The sequence below is a fragment of the Modestobacter sp. DSM 44400 genome, from assembly GCF_900107175.1.
Lineage (GTDB): Bacteria > Actinomycetota > Actinomycetes > Mycobacteriales > Geodermatophilaceae > Modestobacter.
In genome coordinates, this window is the sequence record NZ_FNOZ01000007.1 from 118807 (window position 1) to 144668 (window position 25862).

Below are 25862 nucleotides of genomic sequence, written 5' to 3' on the forward strand. Positions count from 1 at the left end.
GTGCACTTCTCCGCGATCGCCGATGACGGTGGTTACCGCAGCCTGGAGGAGGGACAGCGGGTGGAGTTCACCGCCAGCCCCGGTGACCGCGGCCCGCAAGCGGACTCGGTCCAGCCGCTCTGAGCCGGCGCGCCGGTCTCCGGCCCGTGCCGGGGACCGGCGCCCGGCCTCAGGCCGGTTCCAGCCCGCGTTCTGCCCGGTCCGGGTCGGTATCGACCGGGTCCGGCCGGCCGAGCATCGCGGCCAGCCAGGGGTCGGTCCGCCGGCTCCACGTGCGGGCCGCGGCCCACGCCGTGCGCTCGACCGCGGCCGACGCCGGCTCGTCGTCGGCGGCCAGCATCGCCGCGGCCAGCTCAGCCGCACCGGAGACGATCGCCGTGTGCGGCGGGACCTCGCCGGAGTGCTGGTGCCCGGCCGTGGCGATCACCGGCACGCCGCAGGAGCAGTAGTCGTAGGTTTTCATCGACGACTGCCCCTCAGTGCCCGGCCGGCCGCGTCTGGGATCAGCGCGACGGTCGCGGCGTCCAGCATCGCCGGCAGCCGGCCCCGGGGCAGGCCGCGGTGGGTGAAGCGACCGGGGAACCGTCGCTCCAGGTCCCGGAAGCGGCCGGCTGTGCGCGCTGCGGGAACACCAGCTGGGCCGTGCACGGTGAGCGTCCAGTCCGGCAGGGCGGTGAGGACGGCGGCCACCAGGTCCACGTCGAACCGCTCGGACACCTGGTGGGACCTGCCCCCGCGTCGCGCCGTCCGCCGGCGGGGAGCCGCGGGGCGTCAGCGCTGCGGCCCGGTCCCGTAGTCGCCGAACGGCACCGTAGCCATCGGTGCCACGGGCACCTCGGTGAGCGCCGTCCCAGCCGCATCGAGGGTGCGGACGCTGCCGGCCCCCTCGGGGAGCGGGACGACGGTGCTGCCCAGCGGCATGGACGCGGTGGCGAGCAGCCGGCCACGGCGGTCGAGGACCTCGGCGGTCGCGGCCGCCGGGGGAGCGGTGACCACCAGCCAGGCCGTGGGGTCGGCGGAGCGGGAGCCGGGGACGAGGCAGGTCCGGGCGGCGGTCAGCCCGCCGACGTCGGCGGCACCCGGCGGGGTCTGCACCCCGCACATCACCGCCACTCCCGGCCCGCCCGCCCAGGTGCCCACGACGAGGGCGCCGCCCGGGCTGTGCGCCAGCACGATCACCACCGAGCCGCCCGCGCGGCCCGGGAGCGCGCCGGCCCACACCAGTTCGGGCTGCAGTTCGCCGGGCTCGGCCCCCAGCGGCACGGCCAGACCGTTGACCGCCGTGCTGACCAGCCGGTCGTCGGGCGGTCCGGCGACCGGGCGCAGCGGGACCAGCGGCGGCACGTCCGCGCTCCGGCCGGGCACCGCACCGAGCCAGTCGACGCCGGACCGGTCTACCACCTCGCCGCCGCGCAGCACCCGGACGCTGGTCGCCGTCCCGCCCAGCGTCGTCCGCACCGGGACGACGGCCACGCCGTCCAGGGTCTCGACCGCCTCGTAGCTGCGCCCGACGGTTCCGCGCGGCCCGGTCATCAACCGGTCGGACACCTCGACCTGGTCGCCCCGCGCGGCCAGCACGACCAGCGTCGCCGGACCGGGGCCGCCCAGCACCAGCGTGAGGGGCCGGTCGCGGCCCAGGCCGGGCGGCACGTGCGGAACGAGCTGGCCGACGGCGGCGCCGACCGGGCCGGTCAGCCACACGCCGCGGGCGTCGTCCTCGACCTGGCCGACCAGCAGGACGACCCGGCCGTCCGGGGTGTCACCGGCGAAGACGACGTCGCGCCGGTCGGGGGCGGGCGCCTCCAGTGCGCCCCAGCCGACCTGCCGGACGGCGTCGAGGAACGCCTGGTCGCCGGCCAGCGAGCCCCGGGTCGGCCCCACCAGGACCGGGACCGACGGACCCGCCTCGGTCGCCGTCGGGCCGGCGGACGTCGGGCCGGCGGAGGTGGCCGGCACCGGGGTGTCGGGGACGGACCCGGCCAGGGGCACCCCGATCGCGAGGACGCAGACCGCGGCGGCGGCCGTCCCGGCCAGCCGTCGGCGTGAGCCGCGGACCCGCTGGCGCACGTCGGCGACCGCCTCCTCGGCGGTGAGCTGCCAGCGGCCGGAGGCGCCCGCGAGCCGGCGCAGCTCGGCGTCGACCCGGACGTCGTCGTCCACCGGCTCCCGCTCGTAGCCGCCGGCGGGCAGGGCATCGCGCAGGACGGCCAGCCCGCGGGTGGTCTCGGCGTCCACGGTCGCCGGCGGGCAGTCCAGGAGCTGTGCCGCGGTGGCCGTGGCCAGGCCCTCGTACCGGCGCAGCACGACCGCCGCCCGGATGCGCGGCGGCAGGTCGCGCAGCGACCGGGCGAACCCGGTCCCGGGAACATCACCGGGCGCCGGGGCAGACTCGATCACCTGCTCACCGCGCAGCAGGCGGCCGCGGCGCCGGGTGGCGCGGCGGACCAGGAGGCCCAGGACGGCGGTGTCGGGGTTCCCGTCGTGGAACAGCCGCGCCCACCGGCGGGAGCCCTCGGCCAAGGTGGCCTGCACGAGGACCTCGGCGGTGGTGCGGTCGCCGGTGAGCAGCAGCGCGGTGGGCAGCAGCGCGGGCCGGCGCTCGGCGACGAAGCGATCGGAGAACGGCCCGTCCTGGCTCACCCGGCCCCCTCTCCTCGCCCCTGCAGCCTTCGCCGGCGGGACGTCGGGCGGTTCACCTGCCGGCGGAGTCCACGGTGGACCCATGGCGGCCACAGTGGCCATGGTGGCCGCCATGGGTGGGCGCCCCGGGCGCCGGCTCAGCAGGTGGTGGAGATGCCGCCGTCGACCGGGATAACCGCGCCGGTCACGTACGACCCGGCCCGCGAGGCGAGGAACACCGCGACCCCGGCCATGTCGTCGGGGCGGCCGATACGGCCCAGCGGGGAGGCGGCGGCGATCTCCTCGCCGCGCGCCTCGAGGGTGGCGGCCATCATCTTGGTCTCGAACGGCCCCGGCGCCACGGCGTTGACCGTCACGTGCCGCGGACCCAGCTCGGCGGCGAGCACCCGGGTCAGGTGGTGCACCGCGGCCTTGCTCGCCGAGTAGGAGTAGTTCGGCACGCTCGGCACCCGCAGGCCGTCGATGGAGCCGATGTTGATCACGCGGGCGGGGTCGTCGGCGGTGCCGTCGGCCTCCAGCAGGGGCAGGAACGCCCGGGTGAGGAAGAACGGCGACTTCAGGTTCAGGTCGACGACCTTGTCCCACGCCGAGGCGGGGAACTCCGCCAGCGGGGCACGCCACGTGGCGCCGGCGTTGTTGACGAGCACGTGCACCCGGTCGATGTGCTCGCCCACGACCGCGGCCAGCCGCAGGCACTCGTCCTCACGGGAGAGGTCTGCCGGCACCGCACGGACGCGGTCCGCGCCCGTGCCGTCGGCGAGCAGGTCGGTGCGCGCCTGTTCGCAGGCGTCGGCCTTGCGGGAGGACAGCACGACGGTGGCCCCGGCCGACAGCAGGCCGCGGGCGATCATCAGCCCGATGCCGCGGCTGCCCCCCGTCACGACGGCGGTGCGGCCGGACAGGTCGAACAGGTCCACGGGCTCTCCTCAGCTGGCCGGACGACGACCTCCGGCGGGGCACTGATCACGACGTCGGGACCCTATGGTGCGCGCCGGGGGGCTCACCTCCGGTCGACCCGCCACACTTGCCGTTGAGTCCAGCTCCTGGCGGTACGTGATCATGATGCGGGCTGACGTCGACGCGCCTCGGGTTGCCGGTCCGGCCGGTTCGGGTGCTGGGCCTGGTCCTCCCCGCGGTGCATGGCGCCTGGTCCTCCCCGCGGTGCATGGCTGCGCCGACGACGAGCCGGAGGGCCGCAACGTCCGACGTCCGCTCGCTGCCAGGAGGCGTGCGAGGCACGCTGGCGTCCCGGCTGACACGCCTCACGAGCCCCGCTGATCCGCGGGTCGGCCCGCTGGCCGGCCGGCCCGCAGGACCGTCCGTTGCGGGGTCGGCCCGCTGGCCGGCCGGCCCGCAGGACCGTCCGTTGCGGCTGGGTGTGGTGCTCGGGGAAGGTGGCCGACGCGGTTCCCGGCGGAGGGGGGCGGGGTAGGTGCGCGCCATGACCGAGACACGCCACATCACCGACGACGCCAGTGACGTCGTCGTGTTCCTGATCGACCAGCACCAGCAGCTCAAGGGCCTGCTGGCCGACGTCCTGCAGACCAGCGGTGAGGAGCGGCAGCGCTACTTCGACCAGGCCCGGGAGATGCTGGCCCGGCACGAGACGGGGGAGGAGATGATCGTCCGGCCGCTCACCCGCAAGGCCCCGGGCGGCGAGGAGGTCGCCGAGGCCCGGATGGCGGAGGAGAACGAGGCCAAGGAGGTCCTGGCGAAGCTGGAGAAGATGGACGTCGACAGCGACGAGTTCGTCTCCACGTTCACCGGGTTCCGGCAGTCGGTGCTCGACCACGCCGAGGCCGAGGAGCGCGACGAGTTCCCGCTGCTGCGGCAGAACACCGACCCCGACGCCCTGGTCAAGGCGCGGGACCGGGTCAAGCGGGCGGAGAAGATGGCCCCGACCCATCCGCACCCCAGCGCCAAGACCACGACGGCGAACTACGTGGCCGGCCCGTTCGCGGCGATGCTCGACCGGGCGCGGGACGCCTTCTCCAAGGACTAACCGAAGCCGCACCACCTGGAACGGCCGGGTCCGGCTGTTCTAGCGGTCGTCGCCGCTCGGGCCGCACCGGAAAGCGCCTGCACACTGACCACGTCGTCGTCACCGGGAAAGTTCGTGGGCTTGGCCCACCGGCGACGTGCCGGACGTAGGCGAGCGTGCCGGCCCCTCGGGCCGGGACCGGGCTCAGCTCTTGTTGCCAGGCTCCCGTTCCGGCGCCTCGAAGGTCTGGTGGTCGTTGGCGAGGAGCCGGCCACCCGGCGGGTGGTGCGCGGCCGGCACGGGAACCGCAGGAGACATGGCTCGATGCCGGCCAGCTGGACTGGCCCGCGGGGCCGGCCGTCCCCTTCCCGGACGTCACCTACCGCTACCCCGGCCGGCCCGGTGATGGGGCGTCGCCGGTCAGCCGGCCGTCCCAGGGTTCCCGGTGTCCGTCGCGACGCGGACGTCCTCCCGCAACGTCCGCACTGTCTCCTCCGGGACCAGCGGCCCGGCGCTGCGGATCTCGGCCAGGGCGGCCGTCACCAGTGCGGCGGCGCCACCTGCGCACAGGCCAGTCACCAGGGCGGCCGCGGCCGTCGGGGAAAGGCGGCGTTCGAGGATGCGCATGAGCAGCGCCGTCGAACTGCCGACCGCCATCGCACCCACCAGCCCCGCGGCCCCCAGCAGCGCGCCTCCCTTGCCCGCCTGCCGGGCCTTGGCGGCGATCTCCTGCTGCGCCTGCCGGAACTCCTGCCGGACCAACGCCGTGACGTCGCTCGTCAGTGACTGCAACAGGTCGGCGGTGGAACTGCCAGGGGTGCTCGCGGTCATCGGGTCCTCCTCGACGTGGGTATGTCTGGCGGCTACCCGCTCGTCGGTGGGTCAACCGATCACCGGGCGCCCCGGCCGCTGCCGGCCTCCCAGCTCCATCACCCGCCACAGCCCGGTGCGGCCGAGCAGGTTTTCGGTCCGCCGGTCGGCCTCCCGCCGGACGACGGTGCCGCCACGCGCCCGGAGCGCGGTGTGCCCGCAGGGAGCTCGCCGCCGGCCCCTGCATGGCCGAACCGGTCCGCCGGCTGTCCACCGCGCTACGGCCGGACGTCGATCGCCGGGTGGCGGAGCTGACGGGGCGGACGGTGACGATGGACCAGGCCGGAGGCGCGGATGCGCCGTCGGGACGGGGAGGCCGGCCTGGCAACCGCTGTCCGCCGCTGACCACGCGGGCTTCCCGGGCGCGAGCCCGTCGCCGCCGTCCTGAGATCGGTAGCGTCACAGCGCACGCCTGGTGTGGTGGCAACATTCGCCTGTGCCCGGCGCCCGGCGCCGGTGTCTGGTGGATGTCGACCCGGGTCCGCTGTGCCCGGCCCATACTTCTGTGGTGATGTCCCGGTGACCGGACGCCCTGACTCGAACATCAGCCCCGTGCCCACGCAGGCTCAGGAGCTGGTTCAGGCCCGGCTCCGGCTGGCACTGCAGGCTGCACAGTTGGGCCTGTGGGACTGGGACGTCGCCTCCGGTGGCTTGGTGTGGGACGACCACAGCCTGGCCATGTTCGGCCTGACTGCCGAGCAGTCGACCGGATCGGTCGTCGACATCGAGCAACCCATCCACCCCGATGACCTGCCGGCTGTGCAGCTCGCGCTCACCCAGGCGATAGACACCGCCGGCACCGTGGACGTCGAGTTCCGGGTGGTCTGGCCAGCGGGGGCGGTGCGCTGGATCTACGCCCGAGGCCACGCGCTGGTCGACGAGACCGGCCAGGTCTGGCGGGTCATCGGCACGAATCTCGACGTGACCGATCAGCGTCAGGCAGCCGCGTTGCGCGCCGCGGACGCGCAACGGATGGCCGGCCTGGTGACGGTCGCGCACGCGCTCGGCGACGCGCAGACGGAGTTCGAGGTGCTGGAGGTGGTGACCGTCCGTGGCGTCGCGTTGCTGGGAGCGCAGGGAGCGGTGCTCTGCCTGGCCGATCCCGAGGGCAAGCAGATCCGGGTCCTGACGACCAACTTCTTCGATGAGGAGGTCCGCGCCGAGGTCGCCGAGCTGCCGGTGGACTTCCCCCTGCCGATGGTCCACACGACTGCCACGGGCACCCCTGCACTTTCTGGCCGACCGGGCTGCGGCCCTCGAGGCCTTCCCCGGCGCGGAGGACCTCTATGTGCGCGCTGCCACCGAGGGGTCGGCGTCGGTTCCGCTGCGCGTCCACGGCCGGGTCTTCGGGTCGCTGTCCGTTGCCTTCGACGGCCCACACACGTGGCGGGCGGCCGACCGCGAACTCCTCGAGGCGTTCGCGGCCCTGACCTCGCAGGCACTGGAGCGGATCAGTGCCCGGGAAGCCGAACGGGCGGCGACGCGCGCGTCCCAACGGCTCTCCGAGGCCCTGCAACGCAGCCTTCTCACCGACCCGCCGCAGCCCAACGACCTGCACATCGCGGTGCGCTACCAGCCGGCAGCCCAGGAGGCGCAGGTCGGCGGGGACTGGTACGACGCCTTCCTCATCGCCGATGGCCGCACCACGCTGGTGATCGGCGACGTCGCCGGACACGACCGGACGGCCACCGCCGGCATGGCGCAGGTCCGCAACGTCCTGCGTGGGGTCGCGCAGACCCTGGTCGAGCCACCGGCCGCAGTGCTCTCCGCACTGGACCGGGCGATGCGCGAACTGCGGGTCTCCACGTTGACCACCGCGGTGCTCTGTCAGGTGGGGCAGGGTCCTGCCCATGCCGGGCCCGCGACACGGGTGCTGCGCTGGTCCAACGCCGGGCACCCGCCACCCCTCCTGCTCCACCACGACGGCACCGCGGAGCTGCTGTGGCGACCCGCCGACCTGCTGCTCGGCGTGGACGCGGACACCCCGCGCCACAACCACGAGGTCGTGCTGACCCCGGGGGCCACGGTCGTGCTCTACACCGACGGGCTCGTCGAGCGGCGCGGTGAGCCGCTCGACGACGGGCTGGCGCGGTTGCAGGCCGTCGCCGCAGGACTCTCCCACCTGACCACCGAACAGCTCTGCGACGTCCTGCTAGAACGACTCGCTCAGGACGCCGAGGACGACGTTGCCCTCCTCGTGCTGCGACCACAGTCCGATCACGGGCCGTACTCGGCGCCGTAGTGGGCAGCCCAGGGGCGGCCCGTCAGGCCACCCGTGACCGGCAGGGACACCGTGCCGACCTCGGGCTGTCCCCAAGCCCGACCGTCGGCTGGCCGGGCCAACCCGCCACTGGCCGGGGCGGGCGGAGGTGCCACCCCGGCACCCACGCGCCGTCCCCGTCGGGCGCCAGGACGAGCACCCCGACTCGCGGGTAGGCCACCTGCACGGCCGACACCGCCTTTTTGCACGAGGACCCCGCCGAGTTGTTCATCAGCTCGAACGGCTCGCCGTCCCCGATTTCCGTGACGTACCGCCACCGCCACGACTGCCCCGGCTGCTGCTACACCTCGACCCGCTCGGCACCGCTCACGGGACTGGCCCGGCTTCGACGCGGACGGGGACCAGCTCGTCGTCCCGGTGAGCGGCTCGGGCAAGGGCGCCGCCGGGTGGTTCCCGGTGTCGGCGGCCACGCTGTACTTCGACCACCCGGTCGACGCCCCGGCCGCGCACACGCTCAGCATCGACTTCCGCAACCCCGACCACGGCCCGGCCGCCCGGGTCGCCGTCGAACTCGACCCGGCCGGCGCGCGCCGGCTCGCTGAGTCGATCTGGCGATGCTCGCCGCGGCGCCGCCGGAGCTGCTCGCGAGGCATGATGGCGCTGCCCCCGGACGTGTCCGTCCGGAACCGTCGTAGGGGTGCGGTAGACAGGCCGGGTGCTGCACCTCCACCGCGCGGAGCGGACGGCCCGCCTGGCCGACGGCCTGGCGGAGGTCCTGACGACCCCGCTGGCCGACCCCTTCGCGCAGGAGGTCGTGGCCGTGCCGGCCAAGGGCGTCGAGCGGTGGCTCGCGCAGCGCCTGTCCACGGTGCTGGGCGCCGGCACCGCCCGCGACGGCATCTGCTCGGGCATCCGCTTCCCGTCGGCGGGCCGGCTGGTCGCCGAGACTCTGGCCGCCGCCGGCGGCGCCGATCCGCGCGACGACCCGTGGTCCCGGCCGCTGTGGCCGCTGCTGGAGGTCATCGACGCGTGCATCGGCGAACGGTGGTGCGCCGTCCTCGCCCGGCACCTCGGCGCCGGCGCGGACGACCACCGGCGCGACCGCCGGTGGACAACCGCCGCGCACCTGGCCGAGCTGTTCGGGTCCTACGCCGCGCACCGCCCGCAGATGCTCCGCGACTGGGCGGCCGGGCGCGACACCGACGGCTCCGGCCCGCTTGCCGGCGACCTGCGGTGGCAGGCCGAGCTGTGGCGCCGGCTGCGCGAGCGGCTGGGCCCCAGCCCGGCCGAGCACCTGGACGACGCCTGCGCGGCGCTGCGGGCCGACCCCGGCCGGTCCGAGCTCCCCGCCCGGGTCAGCGTCTTCGGCCCGACCAGGCTGCCGACGCAGTCGCTGGCGGTGCTCGATGCGCTCGCCGAGCACCGCGACGTGCACCTGTGGCTGCCGCACCCCAGCCCGGCGTTGTGGGGCGAGCTGGCCGGCCGAACGGCCGGACGACGGCGCGACGACCCGACGGCCACCCTCGCCGCGCACCCGCTGCTGCGCAGCCTCGGTCGCGACGTCCGCGAGCTGCAGCTGCGGCTGCCGGCGCATGCCGACACCCACCACTGTGATGACGAGCGGCCCGGCACCCTGCTCGGCCGGCTGCAGGCCGACCTGCGCGACGACCGGCCGCCCTCGGCGGACCATCCCGACGCCGCACGGCCCGACGACACCGTGCAGGTGCACGCCTGCCACGGTCCGGCGCGCCAGGTGGAGGTGCTGCGGGAGGTGCTGCTGCGCCTGTTCGAGGACGACCCGACCCTCGAGCCGCGCGACGTCCTCGTGCTGTGCCCCGACGTGGAGACCTTCGCCCCGCTGATCTCGGCGTCCTTCGGGCTCGGCCCCGGCCTGCCGCACCCCGGCAACGCCCTGCGGGTCCGGCTCGCCGACCGCAGCCTGCGCCAGACCAACCCGCTGTTGGACACGGTGGCCGCGCTGCTGGACCTGGCGCAGAGCCGGGTGACCGCCAGCCAGGTGCTCGACCTGGCCGCCACCCCCGGCGTCCGCCGGATGTTCGGCTTCACCGACGACGACCTGGAGCGCATCCGCGACTGGGTGGCCCGCTCGGGTGTCCGCTGGGGTCTCGACCCGACCACCCGAACGCCCTACGGGATGAACGGCGTCGCGCAGAACACCTGGCGGGCCGGCCTGGACCGGGTGCTACTGGGGGTGACCACCTCGGAGGACCAGCCGGTCTGGCTGGGTCTCGCGCTACCGCTCGACGACGTCGACAGCAGCGACATCGACCTGGCCGGCCGGCTGGCCGAGCTGCTCGACCGGCTGGAGGACGTGCTGTCGGCGCTGTCCGGCGAGCACCCGGTCGGGCACTGGGCCGACACCCTCGCCGGCGCCCTGGAGACGCTCACCGCGACCGACCCCGACGACGCCTGGCAGCTGGCCCAGGCACGCCGGGAGCTGGCCGAGGCCGGCGAGGGGGGCGCCAGCCCGGTGCGGCTGGCCGACGTGCGGGCGATGCTGGCCGACCGGCTGCGGGGCCGGCCGACCCGGGCCAACTTCCGCACCGGCAACCTGACCGTGTGCACGCTGGTGCCGATGCGGTCGGTGCCACACCGGGTCATCGTGCTGCTCGGACTGGACGACGGCGTCTTCCCGCGCACCAGCGGCGTCGACGGCGACGACGTGCTGGCCCGCGACCCCCGCGTGGGGGAGCGCGACGTGCGCAGCGAGGACCGGCAGCTGCTGCTGGACGCAATCCTGTCCGCCGGCGAACGGCTGGTCGTCCTCTACACCGGTGCCGATCCGGTCAGTGGCGCACCGCGACCGCCGGCGGTGCCCGTGGGCGAGCTGCTCGACGTGGTCGCGGCGATGGCGCCCGGCTGCCGCGAGTGGGTGGTGCGGCACCATCCGCTGCAGCCCTTCGACGCCCGTCAGTTCACCGGCGCCACCCCCTTCAGCTTCGACCCGGTGAGCCTGGCCGGCGCACGGCAGGCCGCCCGCCCCCGCCGGGCCGCGCCGCCACGCCGGGCGCTGCCGCCGCAGCCCGGCCCGATCGCGCTGGAGGACCTGGTCGCCTTCGTCGAGCACCCGGTCAAGGCCTACCTGCGCCAGCGCCTGCGGATCACCCTGCCGGGCGAGGACGACGAGGTCGAGGACGCGCTGTCGGCCGAGCTGGACGGGCTGCAGGAGTGGGCGGTGGGGGAGCGGCTGCTGTCCGCCGGGTTGCGCGGACTGCCCGCCCACGATGCAGCGCGCAGCGAGTGGCTGCGGGGCACCCTGCCACCGGGCGAACTCGGCAGCGCCGTGCTCACCCGGGTCAGCGGCCGGGTCGGCCCGCTGGTGGCGGTCGCCGCGCCGTTGGTGGCCGCGCCGGCGCGCGCGGTCGACGTGCGCCTCGAGATCGCCGGTCGGGAGCTGAGTGGCACGGTGAACGGCGTCCGTGGCGACGCCGTCGCCAGCGTCACCTACTCCAGCTTGTCCGCACGGCACCGGGCGCGCGCCTGGGTCCTGGCGCTGGCGCTGGCCGCCACCGAGGGCGGGAGCCGGGCGGTGACCGTCGGTCGGTACGGCAGCCGGGCGCGCACCTCGACCCTGGTGGCGCCGGCCGACCCGCTGGCCGCGCTGGCCGATCTGGTCGACCTCTACGACCGGGGCACGTGTGAACCGCTGCCCCTGGCGACCAAGACGTCCGCGGCCTACGCGAAGGCACGTGCCGGCGGTGACACCGTCGAACAGGCCCTGGACAGCGCCGGCCGCGAGTGGAGCGGCGGGCGGTTCCCCGGTGAGCAGGAGGACCGGCACCACACCCACGTCTTCGGGGAGCGCACCGCGCTGGCCGACCTGACCGCCGCGGCTCCGCTGGACGACGAGCGCTGGCGCGACGAGCGCAGCCGGTTCGGCGTGCTGGCGCGCCGGCTGTGGACCCCGCTGCTGGCCGCGGAGACGACGGCATGACGCAGTTCGACGTCTGCGGTCCGCTGCCCATCGGCACCACGGTCCTGGAGGCCAGCGCCGGCACCGGCAAGACCTTCACGATCGCGGCGCTGACGGCGCGGTTCGTCGCCGAGGGCGTCGCGGAGCTGTCGGAGGTCATGCTGGTCACCTTCGGCAACGCCGCCTCCCGTGAGCTCCGCGACCGGGTCCGCGAGCGGCTGGTCAGCGCGGAGCTGGGGCTGCGCGACCCGGCCACCGCCCGGGCGACGGACGCCGATCCGGTCCTGCAGCTGCTCGCCGACGTCCCTGACGCGGAGGCCGCCGTTCGCCGGGCCCGGCTGGCGCGGGCGCTGGCCGGGTTCGACGCCGCGACGATCGCCACCACGCACTCGTTCTGTTCCCAGATGCTCGCCGGCCTGGGCATGGCCGCCGACGCCGACCCGACCGCTACCTTCACCGAGGACGTCGACGACCTGGTGCGCGAGGTCGTCGACGACCTCTACCTGCGCACCTTCGCCAGCGGACGGAGCGGTCCGCCGTTCCTGAGCCACGACGAGCTGCTGGAGCTGGGTCGGCGCGCCGTGGGCAGCGACCGGCAGGCACGGCTGGAACCACAGTCGGACGAGGGTGCCCCGGGCAGGCGGCGGAAGGCGGCCCAGGCGGTCCGCGCCGAGGTGGAACGGCGTAAGCGACGGCTCGGGCTGGTCGACTACGACGACTGGCTCTCGCTGCTGCGGGACGCGCTGGCCGACCCGGTGCACGGCGCCGTGGCGTGCGGGCGGGTCAGCTCCCGCTACCGGGTGGTGCTGGTCGACGAGTTCCAGGACACCGACCCGGTGCAGTGGGAGGTGCTGCGGCGGGCCTTCCACGGCCGCACCACCCTGGTGCTGATCGGCGACCCGAAGCAGGCGATCTACGCCTTCCGCGGCGGCGACGTGACCACCTACCTGGTGGCCGCCGCGGTGGCCGGCGCACGGGCCACGCTCGCCCGCAACTGGCGCAGCGACCAGCAGCTGCTCGGTGCGCTGGACGACGTCTTCGGCGGGGCCGCCCTCGGCGATCCGCGCATCGTCGTCCGGCCGGTGGAGACCGCGCACCCCGTGCCGCGGCTCACCGGAGCCGGCGCGCCGTTGCGGCTGCGCCGGCTGCGGCGCACCGGCCACGGGCCGCTGTGGAAGGGCCTGCCGCGAATCGACCGGCTCCGGGACGCCGTGGCCGCCGACGTGGCGGCCGACGTCGTCGGGCTGCTGTCCGGGCCCGGGCAGCTCACCGGCCGGGCGGTGCAGCCCGGCGACATCGCGGTGCTGGTGCGCACCAACAAGCAGGGGCAGCTGATCCGCGAGGCGCTCGGCGCCGCCGGGGTGCCGGCCGTGCTGGCCGGGGGCGGCAGCGTGTTCACCACCGCCAGCGCCCGCTCCTGGCTGGTGCTGCTGGAGGCGCTGGAGCAGCCGCACCGTGCCGGGCGGGTACGTGCGGCGGCACTGTCGATCTTCCTCCCCAACGACGAGGCGTCGCTGGACGCGGCCGGCGACGAGGTCGCCGACCGGCTCGGTCCGCGCCTGCGCCGCTGGGCGGACCTGCTCGCCGACCGCGGTGTGGCGGCGTTCCTCGAGGTGCTCACCGCCGACGAACGGCTTCCCGAGCGGGTGCTGGAACGCCCCGACGGCGAGCGCGTGCTCACCGACCTGCGGCACATCGGCCAGGTGGTGCACGCCGCGGCGATGCGCGAGTCGCTCGGCCTCACCGCGCTGGTGGAGTGGCTGCGCCGCCGCATCGCCCAGGCCGCGGTCGAGGGCACCGACGAGCGGAGCCGGCGGCTGGAGTCCGACGCCGCCGCCGTCCAGGTGATGACCGTGCACGTGAGCAAGGGCCTGGAGTTTCCGGTCGTCTACGTGCCCTACGCCTGGGACCGCTGGGTGCCCGGTCAGCTGGAGGTGCTCCGCCTGCACGACGACGACGGCAACCGGGTGCTCGACGTCGGCGGCTCGACCGCGGCGGGGTACGCCGGGGCCCGCGCGCGGCACGACGCCGAGGAGTCCGGGGAGGACCTGCGGCTGCTCTACGTCGCCCTCACCCGGGCGAAGTGCCAGGTGGTCACCCACTGGGCGCCCAGCGGGAACACCGCCGCGGCCCCGCTGCACCGGCTGCTGTTCGGCGGCGCGGCCGCCGGCGCGCAGCCGGCCGCCAGCGTCCCCCCGCCCCCGGACGACGACGTCGCAGCGCGGCTGGACCAACTGGCCCGCCGCTCCGCCGGGCGGATCAGCGTCGAGGAGGTGACCGCCACGCCGGTCCAGCGCTGGACGTCGCCCGGCGTGGCGGTCGACGAGCTCTCGGTGAGCTCCTTCACCCGCACCCTCGACGAGGACTGGCGGCGCACCTCCTACAGCGCACTCACCCGGTCGGCCCACGACCAGCCGCTGGGCAGCGAGCCCGACGCCCCCGGCACGGACGACGAGCACGATGCCGAGGCAGCGGCTCTGGAGCCGGTCGCCGAGGGCCACCCCTCGCCGCTGAGTGACCTGCCCGGCGGCGCCGCGTTCGGCACCCTCGTGCACGCGGTGCTGGAGGACCCCGACCCCGCGGTGCTCGACGAGCGCTGCGCCGAGGCGGTCGAGCGCTGGCTGGTCCCCGGCGTCTCCGCGCAGGCGCTGGCCGACGGGCTCCGCCCGGTGCTGCACACGCCGCTGGGCGACCTCGGCACCACTCTGGCCCAGGTCGGGGCGGCCGACCGGCTGGCCGAGCTGGAATTCGAGCTCCCGCTGGCCGGCGGCGACACCGCCCTCCCGCACGCCACGCTCACCGACGTGGTGGCGCTGCTGCGACGGCACGACCTCGGCCCGGTGTCCGGCTACGCCGGCCTGATGGCCGGGCTGGAACCGCAGGCGCTGCGAGGCTTCCTCACCGGCAGCATCGACGCCGTCCTCCGGCTGCCCGGGCCGGTGTACGCGGTCGTCGACTACAAGACCAACCGGCTCGGTGCCGAGCCGCTGACCACCTGGCACTACCGGGCCGAGGCGATGGCCGAGGAGATGCAACGCACCCACTACGTGCTGCAGGCCCTGCTGTACTCCGTGGCCCTGCACCGCTACCTCCGCTGGCGGCAGCCCGACTACGACCCGGCGCGGCACCTCGGTCCGGTGCTCTACCTCTTCGTCCGGGGCATGACCGGCCCGGACTCACCGCCGGACGCCGGCGTCTTCCGCTGGACGCCGCCGCCTGCGCTGGTCACCGAGCTGTCCGACCTGCTGGCCGGGCCGTCGTGATCCCGGTCCGCGCCACCGGCCTGCTCGCCGAGTTCGCCGAGGCCGGCGTGCTGTCCGCCGCCGACGTGCACGTGGCGCTGCGGTTGTCCCGGCTGGGTAACGAGCGGTCCGAGACGGTGCTGCTGGCCGTGGCGCTCGCCGTCCGCGGCGTGCGCACCGGCTCGGTCTGCGTCGAGCTGGCGACCGTGGCCGACTCGGTGGTCCCCGACGAGGACGCGCCCCCGGTGGAACTGAAGTGGCCCGCTGACTGGACGGCGCTGGCCGACAGCCCGCTGGTCGCCGTGGGGGCGGAGGCGCCGTGGCGGCCGCTGCGCCTGGTCGACGGGCTGCTCTACCTTGACCGGTACTGGCAGCAGGAGCAACTGGTCCGCCGCGAGCTCGATGCGCGCGCCCACCCGGTGCCCGCGGTCGACCTCGCCCCGCTGGCCGGGCTCTTCCCCGGGCCGTCGCCGGACCGGCAGCGGCTCGCCGCCGCCGTAGCGGCCGGACGCTGGGTGAGCGTGCTGACCGGCGGCCCCGGCACCGGCAAGACGCACACGGTGGCGCGTCTGCTGAAGCTGCTGCAGGCCCAGCCCGGCCCGCCGCTGCGGATCGCGCTGGCCGCGCCCACCGGCAAGGCCGCGGCCCGGCTGCAGGAGTCGGTGCAGGAACAGGCCGCCGCGGTCGGGCTGCCGGCCGACCTCACCGCCTCCACGCTGCACCGGCTGCTCGGCTGGCGCCCCGACAGCCGCAGCCGCTTCCGGCACGACGCGGGCAACCACCTGCCCTTCGACGTGGTCGTCGTCGACGAGTCCTCGATGGTGCCGCTGACGCTGATGGCCCGGCTGCTGGAGGCCGTCCGGCCGACGGCGCGGCTGGTGCTGGTGGGCGACCCCGACCAGTTGACCCCGGTCGAGGCCGGTGCGGTGCTGTCCGACCTGGTGCACCGGCCCGCCGATGCCGGGGACCTCGGCGATCTCGGCGATCTCGATGACCTCGGCGACGAGGAGCGTCGCCAGCTGCGCAACGGGGTGGTCCGGCTGCGGGTCTCGCACCGCTACGGCGAGGGCATCGGAGGCCTGGCCGAGGCGGTGCGCACCGGCGACGCCGACCGGGTGCTGGAGATGCTGTCCGCGCAGGACGGGCTGTCCCTGGTTGCCGGCACCGGCGAGCTGGAGGCGGAGGTGCGCCGGGACGGCGACGAGCTGCGGGCCGCCGCGGTGGCCGGCGACGGGGCGGGCAGCCTGCGGCTGCTGGGCCGGCACCGGCTGCTGTGCGCGCACCGGCACGGCCCCTACGGCGTCTCCGGCTGGAACGAGCAGATCGGCCGCTGGACCGGGGCGACGCCGGGGGAGTGGCGGCCCGGACAGCCTCTGCTGATCACCGCCAACGACCACGAGAACCGGCTGTACAACGGCGACACCGGTGTCGTCGTGGAGACCGCGGAGGGCCCGCGTGCGGCGTTCTCCCGCAGCGCCGGTGTGGAGCTGGTGCCGCTGTCCCGGCTGTCCTCGGTCGCCGCCGCGCACGCGCTCACCGTGCACCGCAGCCAGGGCAGCCAGTACGAGGCGGTCACCGTGCTGCTCCCGCCGGCGACCTCGGCGATCCTGACCCGCGAGCTGCTCTACACCGCGGTGACCCGGGCCAGCCGTCGCGTGCGCGTGGTCGGCACCGAGGAGTCAGTGCGGGCCGCCGTCGGCCGCCAGGTGGTCCGGGCGAGCGGGCTGCGGCGGGTCGGGTCAGACGGCGGGTAGCCGGATGCCCAGCGCGACCGTCAGCTCCAGCACCGTCCGCGGGTCCTCCAGCCGGTCGCCGTAGAGCTCGCGCAGCTGTCCCATCCGGTAGCGGACGGTCTGCGGGTGCACGAACAGCTCGGCGGCCACCCGGTCGCGCCGGCCGTGGTGCAGCAGCCACGCCCGCAGGGTCTCGGTGAGCTTCTCCCGGGCACCCGCGGCCAGGTCGTCGAGCGGGGCGAGCACCTGGGCCCGCAGGTCGGCCAGCGCCTCGTCGTCCGCACGCAGGACAAGCTCGGCCAGCCGTCGCTGGGTGTCAAGCGGTGCCGTCCCGTCCGGGGTCAGCCCCAGCTGGACGGCGCGCAGCGCCCGCGCGTAGGAGGCGTGGACCTCTGCCCACGGGCGCGCCGGCCCCACGACGGCCTCCCGGCCGTCCAGCACCGAGACCAGCGCCGCCCGCGCGCGCCCCTCGGCGTCAGGAACCAGCAGCACGGTGGTGTCCGACGCCGGATCCACCGCGGGGACGTCCTCGCTGACCTGCAGCGTGCGGCTGTCCAGCAGCGCGAGCGCGCCGCGCGCCCGGGCCGCCGGGACGACGACGGCGGTCAGCGTCCGGGGCGGCTCCCAGTCCGCCCGGGCGGCGGCGTCGGCCAGGTCCTCCGGTGCGCCGCCGGCCAGCAGTCGCTGCCCGAGCCGATCCAGGTACCGGCGCCGTACCCGGCCGCTGGTCGCCAGCTCGTCGGCGTGCCCGGCCACGCTCGAGGCCGACAGCTGGTCGATGTAGGCGAACACCAACTCGGCGAAGCGGGCCAGCTGCAGGGCGGTCAGCCCGGCCGCTACGGCGCTGGCCGCCATGTGCCGCCAGGCCACCCGCGCCCCCACCCGGTAGGCGCCGAGCAGCGCGTCCATCGACCGGCCGCTGCGGGCCTCGCCGCGGCCGAGCGCGTAGGCCCCGTCCAGCGCCGGCTCGATCGGGGTGCTGGCGTCGGCGCCGCCGCCGGTCGTCGCCAGCTCCAGGAACCCGCCGAGCGCCAACTGGACGGCGTTGCCGATCGTGCGGCCCATGTCCCCGGCGAACGCGTCGGCGTAGCTGGGCACCTCGACCACGATGGCGGCCACCGTGCGCTCGGCGACCGAGGGCAGGTCGGCGCGCATGGCGTCGGCAACCGTCGTCGGCAGCGTGGACTGCTCGGGCGTCATGCCACCTCGATTGTTCGGAGAGAACAGAAGCTACCCGTCGATTCACGTCGAAGGCACAGGTGATTGTCCCGCCGGTTGGGCAAGGTAGGACCATGACCACGACCGTCCCGCAGCCGACCCCGGCGCGGCAACCGCGTCCGGCACTGCGCGACCGGGTGCTGAAGCTCGTCGAGCTGGCCACTACGCCGCTCCTGCCCACCGACTACCTCGACCTGGTCGCCCCGCTCCGCTCCGGCGCCGCCCTGCGTGGCCGGATCGAGGCGGTGCTCCCGGAGACCCGGGACGCCGCCACCCTGGTCATCCGGCCGGGCCGGGGCTGGCGCGGGCACACTCCCGGCCAGTACGTCCGAATCGGCGTGGACGTCGACGGCGTCCGTCAGTGGCGGGCCTACTCGCTGACCTCCCGCCTGGGCCGCGCCGACGGCTGCATCGCGATCACCGTCAAGGCCATCCCCGGCGGCACGGTCAGCAACCACCTGGTGCACCGCACGGCGCCCGGCACGGTCATCCAGCTCGACCAGGCCGCGGGGGAGTTCGTCCTCCCCACGCAGCGGCCGGCCAAGGCGCTGTTCGTCACCGCCGGCTCGGGTATCACTCCGGTGATGGGGTTGCTGCGCAACCACCCGGAGCTGACCGACGTCGTCCTGGTGCACTCCGCGCCCACCCCCGAGGACGTCGTCTTCGCCGCGGAGCTGTGGAGCCTGGCCGCCGACGGGCGCATCCGGCTGGTCGAGCAGCACACCGACACCGCCGGGCTGCTCGACGCGGCCGGCATCGCCGCGCTCGTGCCCGACTCCGCCGAGCGGGCAACCTGGGCCTGCGGGCCGGTGGGCATGCTCGAAGCGATCGAGGAGCACTGGGCCGCCGCCGGCCTGGCCGACCGGCTGTACACCGAGCGGTTCCGCCCCACGGTGCTGGTGACCGGCGAGGGCGGCACCGTCTCCTTCGCCCGGTCCGGCACCACGCTGGAGGCCGACGGCGCGACCCCGATCCTGGACGTCGCCGAGGAGGCCGGGGTCCTGATGCCCAGTGGCTGCCGGATGGGCATCTGCTTCGGCTGCGTGCTGCCGCTGCGGGAGGGGGCCGTCCGTGACCTGCGCAACGGCGAGATCACCACCGCGGCGCCCGGGGACGGCGTCCTGATCCAGACCTGCATCAGCGCCGCCGCCGGCGCCTGCGACATCGACCACTGACGACGAGGAGCCGGACATGACCGTGCTGCAGAAGAAGAACGAGAGCCCGATCGCGCACCTGACGGCTGCCGACATCGAGGCCATCGGCCGCGAGCTCGACGCCCTCCGGCAGGAGGTGGTCGAGAGCCGGGGCGAGTCCGACGCCGCCTACATCCGCAAGGTCATCGCGGTGCAGCGGAAGCTCGAGCTGGGCAGTCGCGCGGCCCTGCTGGTGTCGATGTTCCCGCCGGCCTGGCTCGTCGGGACGGTCGGCCTGTCGGTGGCCAAAATCCTGGAGAACATGGAGATCGGGCACAACATCCTGCACGGCCAGTGGGACTGGATGCGCGACCCGAAGATCCACTCCACGACCTGGGAGTGGGACATGGCCAGCCCCGCCGAGCAGTGGAAGCACTCGCACAACGAGCTGCACCACACGTACACGAACGTGATCGGCAAGGACAACGACCTCGGCTACGGGATCATGCGGGTCGACGAGGACCAGCGCTGGCACCCGCTGTACCTGGTGCAGCCGCTGTCGAACTTCGTCAACGCCTGCCTCTTCGAGTACGGCATCGCCGCCTACGACCTGGAGCTGGGCAAGAACCTCGCCTCCGAACGGCGGCGCAACGACCCGGCGTTCCGGGCCCGCGTCAAGGCCGTCCTGCGCAAGATCGGCAAGCAGGCGAGCAAGGACTACCTCGTCCACCCACTGCTGTCCGGGCCGTCGTTCCTGCCCACCCTCGCCGCGAACGTCACCGCGAACGTCGTCCGCAATCTGTGGTCGCACTCGGTGATCATGTGCGGGCACTTCCCGGAGGGCGTCGAGACCTTCGAGAAGAAGTCGATCGAGGGCGAGACCCGCGGGGAGTGGTACGTCCGGCAGATGCTCGGCTCGGCCAACATCTCCGGCAGCAAGGCCATGCACATCATGACCGGCAACCTCTCCCACCAGGTGGAGCACCACCTGTTCCCGGACCTGCCCAGCAACCGGTACGCCGAGATCGCCCCCAAGGTGCGCGACCTGTTCGACCGCTATGGGCTGCGGTACCACTCGGCGTCCCTGCCGCGCCAGGTCGGCTCGGCCTGGCACAAGGTGTTCCGGCTCTCGCTGCCCAACGGCTGGATGGCGCAGACCACCCCGAGAAATGCCCCGGCCCAGGTCGTGAAGCTGGTCCGGATGACCACCGGCGGCGCGAAGGCCCGCCGGCAGTTGCAGGCCGCCGCCTGAGCGGCGGCTGCTACACGTCGACCGGGCTGCCCATCGTGACGGTCCGGTGGACCGGCAACCCGAAGTAGGCCGCGGGGTCGGCCGCGTTGCGCGAGAGGGCCACGAACAGCACCTTGCGCCACCCGGCCATTCCGGCGGCCCGGGTACGGCGGACCGGCCCCCGGGACAGGAAGAACGATGCGTTCCCGACGTCCATCGTCCGAAGGTCGAGCACCCCGGCCGCGCACGCCTGACGCAGGGCATGCGGCAGGTCCGGTGCGTCGGAGAATCCGAACCGCACCGACAGGTGCTGGATGCCGTCGTCCTCGTGGCCCAGGTGGTCGACCGAGAAGCGCTCCGCCACCGGCACGTGCGGGATGTTCTGGGCGCTCGCGGACACGATCAGCACGCTGGTGTGCAGAATCTTGTTGTGCTCCACGTTGGCCCGCAGCGCCAGCGGGGTCGTCTCCTTGCCCGGGTGCGGGAAGACTGCGGTGCCCGGCACCCGGGGCAGGCCGCGGCCGTACAGGTCGTCGACGAACTCGCAGAGTGAGCCCTCCTGCACCCGCCGGTTGCCCGCGACGATCTCCCGGCCGCGGCGCCACGTGGTCATGACGGTGAACACGACGACGGCGATCAGCAGCGGCAGCCAGCCGCCGTGCGCGACCTTGGACAGGTTCGCCGACAGGAAGGTCAGCTCCACCAGGCCGAAGGCCACGGCGGCGAGGGCGAGCTTCCACGGCTGCCACTCCCACAGCACGCGGGCCACGACCAGCAGCAGCACGGTGTCGATGACCAGGGCCCCGGTCACCGACACGCCGTAGGCCGTGGCCAGCCGCTCCGCGGAGCGGAAGGTCAGCATGACCACCAGGACGCCGACGAACAGCGCGGCGTTCACGCCCGGCAGGTAGATCTGCCCCGCCTCCTCCTTCGAGGTCTGCCGGACGGTGACCGGGGGCAGCAGCCCGAGCTGCACGGCCTGCCGGGACAGCGAGAAGGCGCCGGAGATCACCGCCTGGCTGGCGATCACGGTGGCGGCCGTGGCCAGCAGGACCATCGGCAGCTGCGCCCAGCTGGGGTAGAGCAGATAGAACGGGCTCGAGACCGACTCCGGGTGCCGAAGGATGAGCGAGGCCTGGCCGAGGTAGTTCAGCGTCAGCGCCGGGAACACGACGAAGAACCAGGCGCGCAGGATCGGTTGCCGGCCGAAGTGCCCCATGTCGGCGTAGAGCGCCTCCGCGCCGGTGATGACCAGCACGACCGCGCCCATCGCGATGAAGGCGATGCCGGGGTGGTCGAAGACGAAGAACAGTGCATAGGTGGGTGACAGGCCCTTCAGCACGCCGGGCTGGGCAACGATGCCCCGGACGCCGGCGACGGCCAGGGCGGCGAACCACAGCAGGGTGACCGGCCCGAACAGCGCGCCGACCTTACCGGTGCCGAAGCGCTGCACCGCGAACAGGGCGGTGAGGATGACCGCGGCCACCGGCACCACCAGGTGGCCCAGCGCCGGAGCGGCCACCCGGACTCCCTCCACCGCGGAGAGCACGCTGATCGCCGGGGTGATCAGGGAGTCGCCGTAGAACAGGGCCACCCCGAGGATGCCGAGCACGACGAGCAGGCTGGAGCGGCGGCTGCGGGCGTACAGCCGGCGGGCGAGCGCGGTGAGCGCCATGACGCCACCCTCGCCGTCGTTGTCGGCCCGCATCAGGACGCTGACGTACTTGATGGAGACGATCAGGGTGATCGACCAGAACATCATCGAGATGACGCCGTAGACGTCGCCCTCCGTGGGGCGCACGGCGCCGTCGTCGATGGAGAAGACGGTCTGCAACGCGTAGAGCGGGCTCGTCCCGATGTCACCGAACACGATTCCGAGCGCCGCCAGCACCAGGCTGCCGGACCGGCCGTGGTGCCGCTGCTCCGGCGCGGCAGGGTCGGGCGAGGGGGGTGCCGCGGTGCCGGGCGCCGTCGTCGGACCGGTCACGTGCCCTCCTCGCTAACGCTCGTCGACTCGTGCCCGATGGTGCTGCGCCTTCGCGTGACCTCGCAAGCTCGGTCACGGACGTGCCTTCCGCTCGTGGGGCAGCTCCGCCGTCCCGGTGGCCCGTCGAGTCTCCACCGCTGCGCCGTCCCCGGCGCGTCGTGCTCACAGCGCGCGCAGAATGTCCTCGACCCGCTCCTTGGCGTCCCCGAACAGCATGCTGCTGTTGTCCCGGAAGAACAGCGGATTCTGCACGCCGGCGTAGCCGGTGCTCATCGACCGCTTGAACACTATGACGTGCTCGGCCTCCCAGACGTGCAGCACCGGCATGCCGGCGATCGGGCTGCCGGAGTCGTCGATAGCCGCCGGGTTGACCGTGTCGTTGGCGCCGATGACCAGCACCACCGAGGTGTCCGGGAAGTCGTCGTTGATCTCGTCCATCTCCAGGACGACGTCGTAGGGCACTTTCGCCTCGGCCAGCAGCACGTTCATGTGCCCGGGGAGCCGGCCGGCGACCGGGTGGATGCCGAACCGGACGGTCACGCCGCGCTCGCGCAGCTTGCGGGTCAGCTCCGCCACCGGGTACTGCGCCTGGGCCACCGCCATCCCGTAGCCCGGCGTGATCACCACCGAGGTGGCGTCCAGCAGCAGCGCGGCGGCGTCCTCGGGGCTGATCTCGCGGTGGTCGCCGTAGTCGCGGTCGGGAGCGGTGCCGCCCTCGTTGCCGAACCCGCCGGCGATGACCGACAGGAACGACCGGTTCATCGCCCGGCACATGATGTAGGACAGGTAGGCACCGGAGGACCCGACCAGGGCGCCGGTGACGATGAGCAGGTCGCTGTCGAGCAGGAAGCCCGACGCCGCGGCCGCCCAGCCGGAGTAGCTGTTGAGCATCGACACCACGACCGGCATGTCGCCGCCGCCGATGGAGGCGACCAGGTGCCAGCCCAGCGCGAGGGCAAGCACGGTGACGGCGATCAGCAGCCCGAGGTTCGGCCCGACGACGAACAGCACCGTCAGGACGACGAAGGCCACCAGCGCGCCGATGTTGAGCAGCGTGCGGCCGGGCAGCATGAGCGGGTTGGACCGGATCCGCCCGGACAGCTTTCCGAACGCCACGACCGACCCGGTGAGCGTCACCGCACCGATGAACACGCCGATGAACACCTCGGCGGAGTGGATGCCGAGCAGGGAGCCGGCGACCTCGGTCTGCTCGCCGGCGCGGGCCTCGACCGACAGGTAGCCGTTCCAGCCCACCAGCACGGCGGCCAGGCCGACGAAGCTGTGCAGGACGGCGATCAGTTCGGGCATGCCGGTCATCTCGACCCGGCGGGCCCGCCAGATGCCGATCGCCGCCCCGACGACCATGGCAAGGGCGATCAACGCGAGGCCGGTGCCGTCGATGCTGCGCGACGCCAGCCCGATGATGGCGGCCAGCGCGATGGCCATGCCGGCCATGCCGAACACGTTCCCCGCCTTGGCGGTCTCGTGCCGGGACAGCCCGGCCAGGCTCAGGATGAACAGCAGGGCGGCGACGATGGAGGCCGCCCGGACGGCGCTCTCCGCGCTCATCGGGTGAACAGGCCGAGCATGCGGCGGGTGACGGCGAACCCGCCGAAGACGTTGACGCTTGCCACCAGGACGGCGAGCGATGCAAGCGCGGTGACCACCGGGTCGCCGCGGCCGACCTGCAGCAGCGCGCCGACCACGATGATCCCCGAGATGGCGTTGGTCACCGACATCAGCGGGGTGTGCAGGGCGTGGTGCACGTGTCCGATCACATAGAACCCGATCACGATGGCCAGCGCGAAGACCGTGAGGTGCTCGATCAGCGGGCCTGGCGAGAGCGCGGTGAGCACGAACAGCAGCGCCGCGGCCAGCCCGACGCCGATGAAGCGCCGGCTCGCCGACGGCACCGCCGCCGGCACCACTGGTACCTGCGCGGCCGGCGCCGGTGGCGGTGCGGCCGACACGGGCACCGGGGGCGGCGGCCACGTCTTCTCCCCGGCGTGCACCACCGTCATCGAGCGCTGGACGACGTCGTCCAGGTCGAGCACGACCTGGCCGTCCTTGCCCGGGGTCAGCAGCTTCATCAGGTTGACCAGGTTGGTCCCGTACAGCTGCGAGGCCTGGGCGGGCAACCGCCCGGGCAGGTCGGTGTAGCCGATGATCGACACGCCGTTCGACGTCACGACCAGCTCGTCGGCGACGGTGCCCGCGACGTTGCCGCCCATGGCCGCGGCCATGTCGACCACGACACTGCCCGGGCGCATGCTCGCCACCATCTCCTCGGTGATCAGCCGGGGCGCCGGCCGGCCGGGGATCAGCGCGGTGGTGATGATGATGTCGACGTCGGCCGCCTGCTCGGCGTAGGCCTGCGCGGCCCGCCGGTCATGGTCGGCGGAGGTCTCCCGGGCGTAGCCGTCGCTGCTGACCTGCTGCTCGGCCGGCGCCACGGCGACGTACTCGCCGCCCAGCGAGCGGATCTGCTCGGCCACCTCGGGGCGGACGTCGGTGGCCCGGACGATCGCGCCCAGGCTGCTCGCCGTCCCGATCGCGGCCAGGCCGGCCACCCCGGCCCCCACCACCAGGACCTTCGCCGGCGGCACCTTGCCCGCGGCGGTGACCTGCCCGGTGAAGAACCGGCCGAAGGTGTGCGCGGCCTCGACCACCGCCCGGTAGCCGGCGATGTTGGCCATGGAGCTCAGCACGTCCAGCGACTGGGCGCGGGAGATCCGGGGGACGGCGTCCATGGCCAGTGCGGTGACCGGCCGGGCGGCGAGCGCGTCCAGCAGCTCGGGGGCGAGCGCGGGGGTCAGCAGGCTGATCAGCACCGCGCCGTCCCGGAGGCCGGCGATCTCCTGCGCCGAAGGCGCGTTCACCGCCAGGACGACGTCGGCGGCCCAGGCCTGGGCGGCGGTGCCGACCGTGGCGCCGGCCGCCGCGTACGCCTCGTCGGGGAAGGTGCTGGCCAGCCCCGCGCCCGCGGCGACGACCACCTCGTAGCCCAGCCCTCGGAGCTGGCCGACCGTGGTCGGGGTGGCGGCGACCCGCGTCTCTGCGGGGCGGGACTCGTGGACGACACCGATCTGCACGCGCGCTCCGTTCGTGGCAGGTCTGTTCCGGGCGCTGAGTGGACCATCCCGCGGTGCGTTGCGCAGCCGCGACCCCCTTGGCAGCCGTGCGGCAGCCGAGGAGGGTGACCCCATGAAGCGCGGACTGCGTGCCGTTCCGGCCAGCGTGGCCGCTGCCGTCGCCGCGGTGGCGGCCCTCGGCGCGCGCGACGTGCTGCAGCGTGAGCACGCGCTGCTGCGCAACTTCCCGGTGGTCGGTCACGCCCGGTATCTGCTGGAGGCCGTCGGCCCGGAGTTGCGGCAGTACCTGGTCGCGGGGAACAACGAGGAGCGGCCGTTCACCCGGGACCAGCGCCGCTGGGTCTACGCCTCGGCCAAAAAGGAGAACAACTACTTCGGCTTCGGGACAGACAACGACCTGGAGTACACCGCGGGCTATCCGATCATCAAGCACCGCACCTTCGGCCGGGCGGTGCCGCCCTCGCATGTGGAGGCCGGCCACGAGGTCGACCTGCCGGGCGCGAAGGTGCTCGGCGCGGCGCGCGGCCGCGCGACGGCATTCCGGCCGAGTTCGGTCGTGAACATTTCCGCGATGAGCTTC

General features: G+C 74.4%; 17 protein-coding genes and 3 pseudogenes. 11 read left to right on the plus strand and 9 right to left on the minus strand.

Annotated elements, in window-relative coordinates:
- Nucleotides 1-123: a cold-shock protein gene (locus tag BLW04_RS07175; RefSeq protein WP_305777653.1), complete on the plus strand. Its 123-nt coding sequence runs from the start codon at nucleotides 1-3 to the stop codon at nucleotides 121-123.
- Nucleotides 124-169: 46 nt separating this feature from the next.
- Here the strand turns inward: BLW04_RS07175 and BLW04_RS07180 are convergent, their stop codons facing one another.
- The 4 genes from BLW04_RS07180 to BLW04_RS07195 form a co-directional block, all read right to left on the minus strand.
- The gene (locus BLW04_RS07180) at nucleotides 170-463 is read right to left on the minus strand and encodes a hypothetical protein (RefSeq protein ID WP_091538086.1); all 294 of its coding nucleotides are present in this window, start codon (nucleotides 461-463) and stop codon (nucleotides 170-172) included.
- The gene (locus tag BLW04_RS07185) at nucleotides 460-717 is read right to left on the minus strand and encodes a hypothetical protein (protein WP_091538087.1); all 258 of its coding nucleotides are present in this window, start codon (nucleotides 715-717) and stop codon (nucleotides 460-462) included. Before BLW04_RS07185 ends, BLW04_RS07180 begins: the two co-directional genes overlap by 4 nt.
- Before the next feature lie 54 nt (nucleotides 718-771).
- Nucleotides 772-2640: a sigma factor-like helix-turn-helix DNA-binding protein gene (locus tag BLW04_RS07190; RefSeq protein WP_091538088.1), complete on the minus strand. Its 1869-nt coding sequence runs from the start codon at nucleotides 2638-2640 to the stop codon at nucleotides 772-774.
- Between the two features lie 137 nt (nucleotides 2641-2777).
- Nucleotides 2778-3557 (minus strand): glucose 1-dehydrogenase, encoded by a 780-nt coding sequence (locus BLW04_RS07195; protein ID WP_091538089.1) that lies wholly within the window; start codon nucleotides 3555-3557, stop codon nucleotides 2778-2780.
- A 524-nt stretch (nucleotides 3558-4081) separates the two neighbouring features.
- Here BLW04_RS07195 and BLW04_RS07200 point away from each other — a divergent pair.
- Nucleotides 4082-4642, plus strand: a complete 561-nt coding sequence (locus BLW04_RS07200; protein ID WP_091538090.1) for a hemerythrin domain-containing protein — start codon at nucleotides 4082-4084, stop codon at nucleotides 4640-4642.
- A 399-nt stretch (nucleotides 4643-5041) separates the two neighbouring features.
- On the opposite strand, the gene BLW04_RS07205 is transcribed toward BLW04_RS07200, so the two are convergent.
- Nucleotides 5042-5452, minus strand: coding sequence for a phage holin family protein (locus tag BLW04_RS07205; RefSeq protein WP_091538091.1), 411 nt, complete (start codon nucleotides 5450-5452; stop codon nucleotides 5042-5044).
- Between the two features lie 591 nt (nucleotides 5453-6043).
- Between BLW04_RS07205 and BLW04_RS29520 the strand changes: the two are divergent.
- From BLW04_RS29520 to recD, 6 genes and pseudogenes are all read left to right on the plus strand, one after another.
- Nucleotides 6044-6376 (plus strand): annotated as a pseudogene (locus BLW04_RS29520) (PAS domain-containing protein); the annotation flags it as partial.
- 403 nt (nucleotides 6377-6779) lie between these two features.
- Nucleotides 6780-7733, plus strand: coding sequence for a PP2C family protein-serine/threonine phosphatase (locus tag BLW04_RS07215; protein WP_175483934.1), 954 nt, complete (start codon nucleotides 6780-6782; stop codon nucleotides 7731-7733).
- A 396-nt stretch (nucleotides 7734-8129) separates the two neighbouring features.
- Nucleotides 8130-8312: pseudogene (locus BLW04_RS29525) on the plus strand (DUF6295 family protein); the annotation flags it as partial.
- 115 nt (nucleotides 8313-8427) lie between these two features.
- Entirely contained in the window at nucleotides 8428-11667 is a 3240-nt protein-coding gene (gene recC / locus BLW04_RS07225; RefSeq protein WP_091538093.1) for an exodeoxyribonuclease V subunit gamma, read from the plus strand.
- Nucleotides 11664-14909 (plus strand): UvrD-helicase domain-containing protein, encoded by a 3246-nt coding sequence (locus BLW04_RS07230; RefSeq protein ID WP_091538113.1) that lies wholly within the window; start codon nucleotides 11664-11666, stop codon nucleotides 14907-14909. The genes recC and BLW04_RS07230 overlap by 4 nt, the downstream gene beginning before the upstream one ends.
- Entirely contained in the window at nucleotides 14906-16642 is a 1737-nt protein-coding gene (gene recD / locus BLW04_RS07235; protein WP_091538094.1) for an exodeoxyribonuclease V subunit alpha, read from the plus strand. Before BLW04_RS07230 ends, recD begins: the two co-directional genes overlap by 4 nt.
- Here recD and BLW04_RS07240 read toward each other — a convergent pair.
- The gene (locus BLW04_RS07240; RefSeq protein ID WP_091538095.1) at nucleotides 16628-17821 is read right to left on the minus strand and encodes a PucR family transcriptional regulator; all 1194 of its coding nucleotides are present in this window, start codon (nucleotides 17819-17821) and stop codon (nucleotides 16628-16630) included. The two genes, recD and BLW04_RS07240, sit on opposite strands and share 15 nt — an antisense overlap.
- A 92-nt stretch (nucleotides 17822-17913) precedes the next feature.
- Here BLW04_RS07240 and BLW04_RS07245 point away from each other — a divergent pair, with 92 nt between their 5' ends.
- Nucleotides 17914-19014 carry a ferredoxin reductase gene (locus BLW04_RS07245; protein ID WP_091538096.1) on the plus strand — a complete coding sequence of 367 codons (1101 nt, stop codon included), beginning with the start codon at nucleotides 17914-17916 and terminating at the stop codon, nucleotides 19012-19014.
- A 16-nt stretch (nucleotides 19015-19030) separates the two neighbouring features.
- Nucleotides 19031-20224, plus strand: coding sequence for a fatty acid desaturase family protein (locus tag BLW04_RS07250; RefSeq protein ID WP_091538097.1), 1194 nt, complete (start codon nucleotides 19031-19033; stop codon nucleotides 20222-20224).
- A 10-nt stretch (nucleotides 20225-20234) separates the two neighbouring features.
- Here the strand turns inward: BLW04_RS07250 and BLW04_RS07255 are convergent, their stop codons facing one another.
- The 3 genes from BLW04_RS07255 to BLW04_RS07265 form a co-directional block, all read right to left on the minus strand.
- On the minus strand, nucleotides 20235-22190 hold the full coding sequence (locus BLW04_RS07255) for a potassium transporter Kup (protein ID WP_175483935.1): 1956 nt from the start codon (nucleotides 22188-22190) through the stop codon (nucleotides 20235-20237).
- A 162-nt stretch (nucleotides 22191-22352) separates the two neighbouring features.
- Nucleotides 22353-23759 (minus strand): Re/Si-specific NAD(P)(+) transhydrogenase subunit beta, encoded by a 1407-nt coding sequence (pntB, locus tag BLW04_RS07260; protein WP_091538098.1) that lies wholly within the window; start codon nucleotides 23757-23759, stop codon nucleotides 22353-22355.
- Nucleotides 23756-25282 (minus strand): Re/Si-specific NAD(P)(+) transhydrogenase subunit alpha, encoded by a 1527-nt coding sequence (locus tag BLW04_RS07265; protein WP_091538099.1) that lies wholly within the window; start codon nucleotides 25280-25282, stop codon nucleotides 23756-23758. Before BLW04_RS07265 ends, pntB begins: the two co-directional genes overlap by 4 nt.
- A gap of 112 nt (nucleotides 25283-25394) precedes the next feature.
- On the opposite strand from BLW04_RS07265, the pseudogene BLW04_RS07270 reads away from it, so the two are divergent.
- A pseudogene (locus BLW04_RS07270) lies at nucleotides 25395-25862 on the plus strand (FMN-binding glutamate synthase family protein); the annotation flags it as partial.

Coding starts and splice junctions, on each gene's coding strand:
- BLW04_RS07180 (WP_091538086.1), bottom strand. CDS start 463: ATGAAAACCTACGACTACTGCTCCTGCGGCGTGCCGGTGATCGCCACG.
- BLW04_RS07200 (WP_091538090.1), top strand. CDS start 4,082: ATGACCGAGACACGCCACATCACCGACGACGCCAGTGACGTCGTCGTG.
- BLW04_RS07205 (WP_091538091.1), bottom strand. CDS start 5,452: ATGACCGCGAGCACCCCTGGCAGTTCCACCGCCGACCTGTTGCAGTCA.
- BLW04_RS07230 (WP_091538113.1), top strand. CDS start 11,664: ATGACGCAGTTCGACGTCTGCGGTCCGCTGCCCATCGGCACCACGGTC.
- BLW04_RS07240 (WP_091538095.1), bottom strand. CDS start 17,821: ATGACGCCCGAGCAGTCCACGCTGCCGACGACGGTTGCCGACGCCATG.
- BLW04_RS07245 (WP_091538096.1), top strand. CDS start 17,914: ATGACCACGACCGTCCCGCAGCCGACCCCGGCGCGGCAACCGCGTCCG.
- BLW04_RS07250 (WP_091538097.1), top strand. CDS start 19,031: ATGACCGTGCTGCAGAAGAAGAACGAGAGCCCGATCGCGCACCTGACG.
- pntB (WP_091538098.1), bottom strand. CDS start 23,759: ATGAGCGCGGAGAGCGCCGTCCGGGCGGCCTCCATCGTCGCCGCCCTG.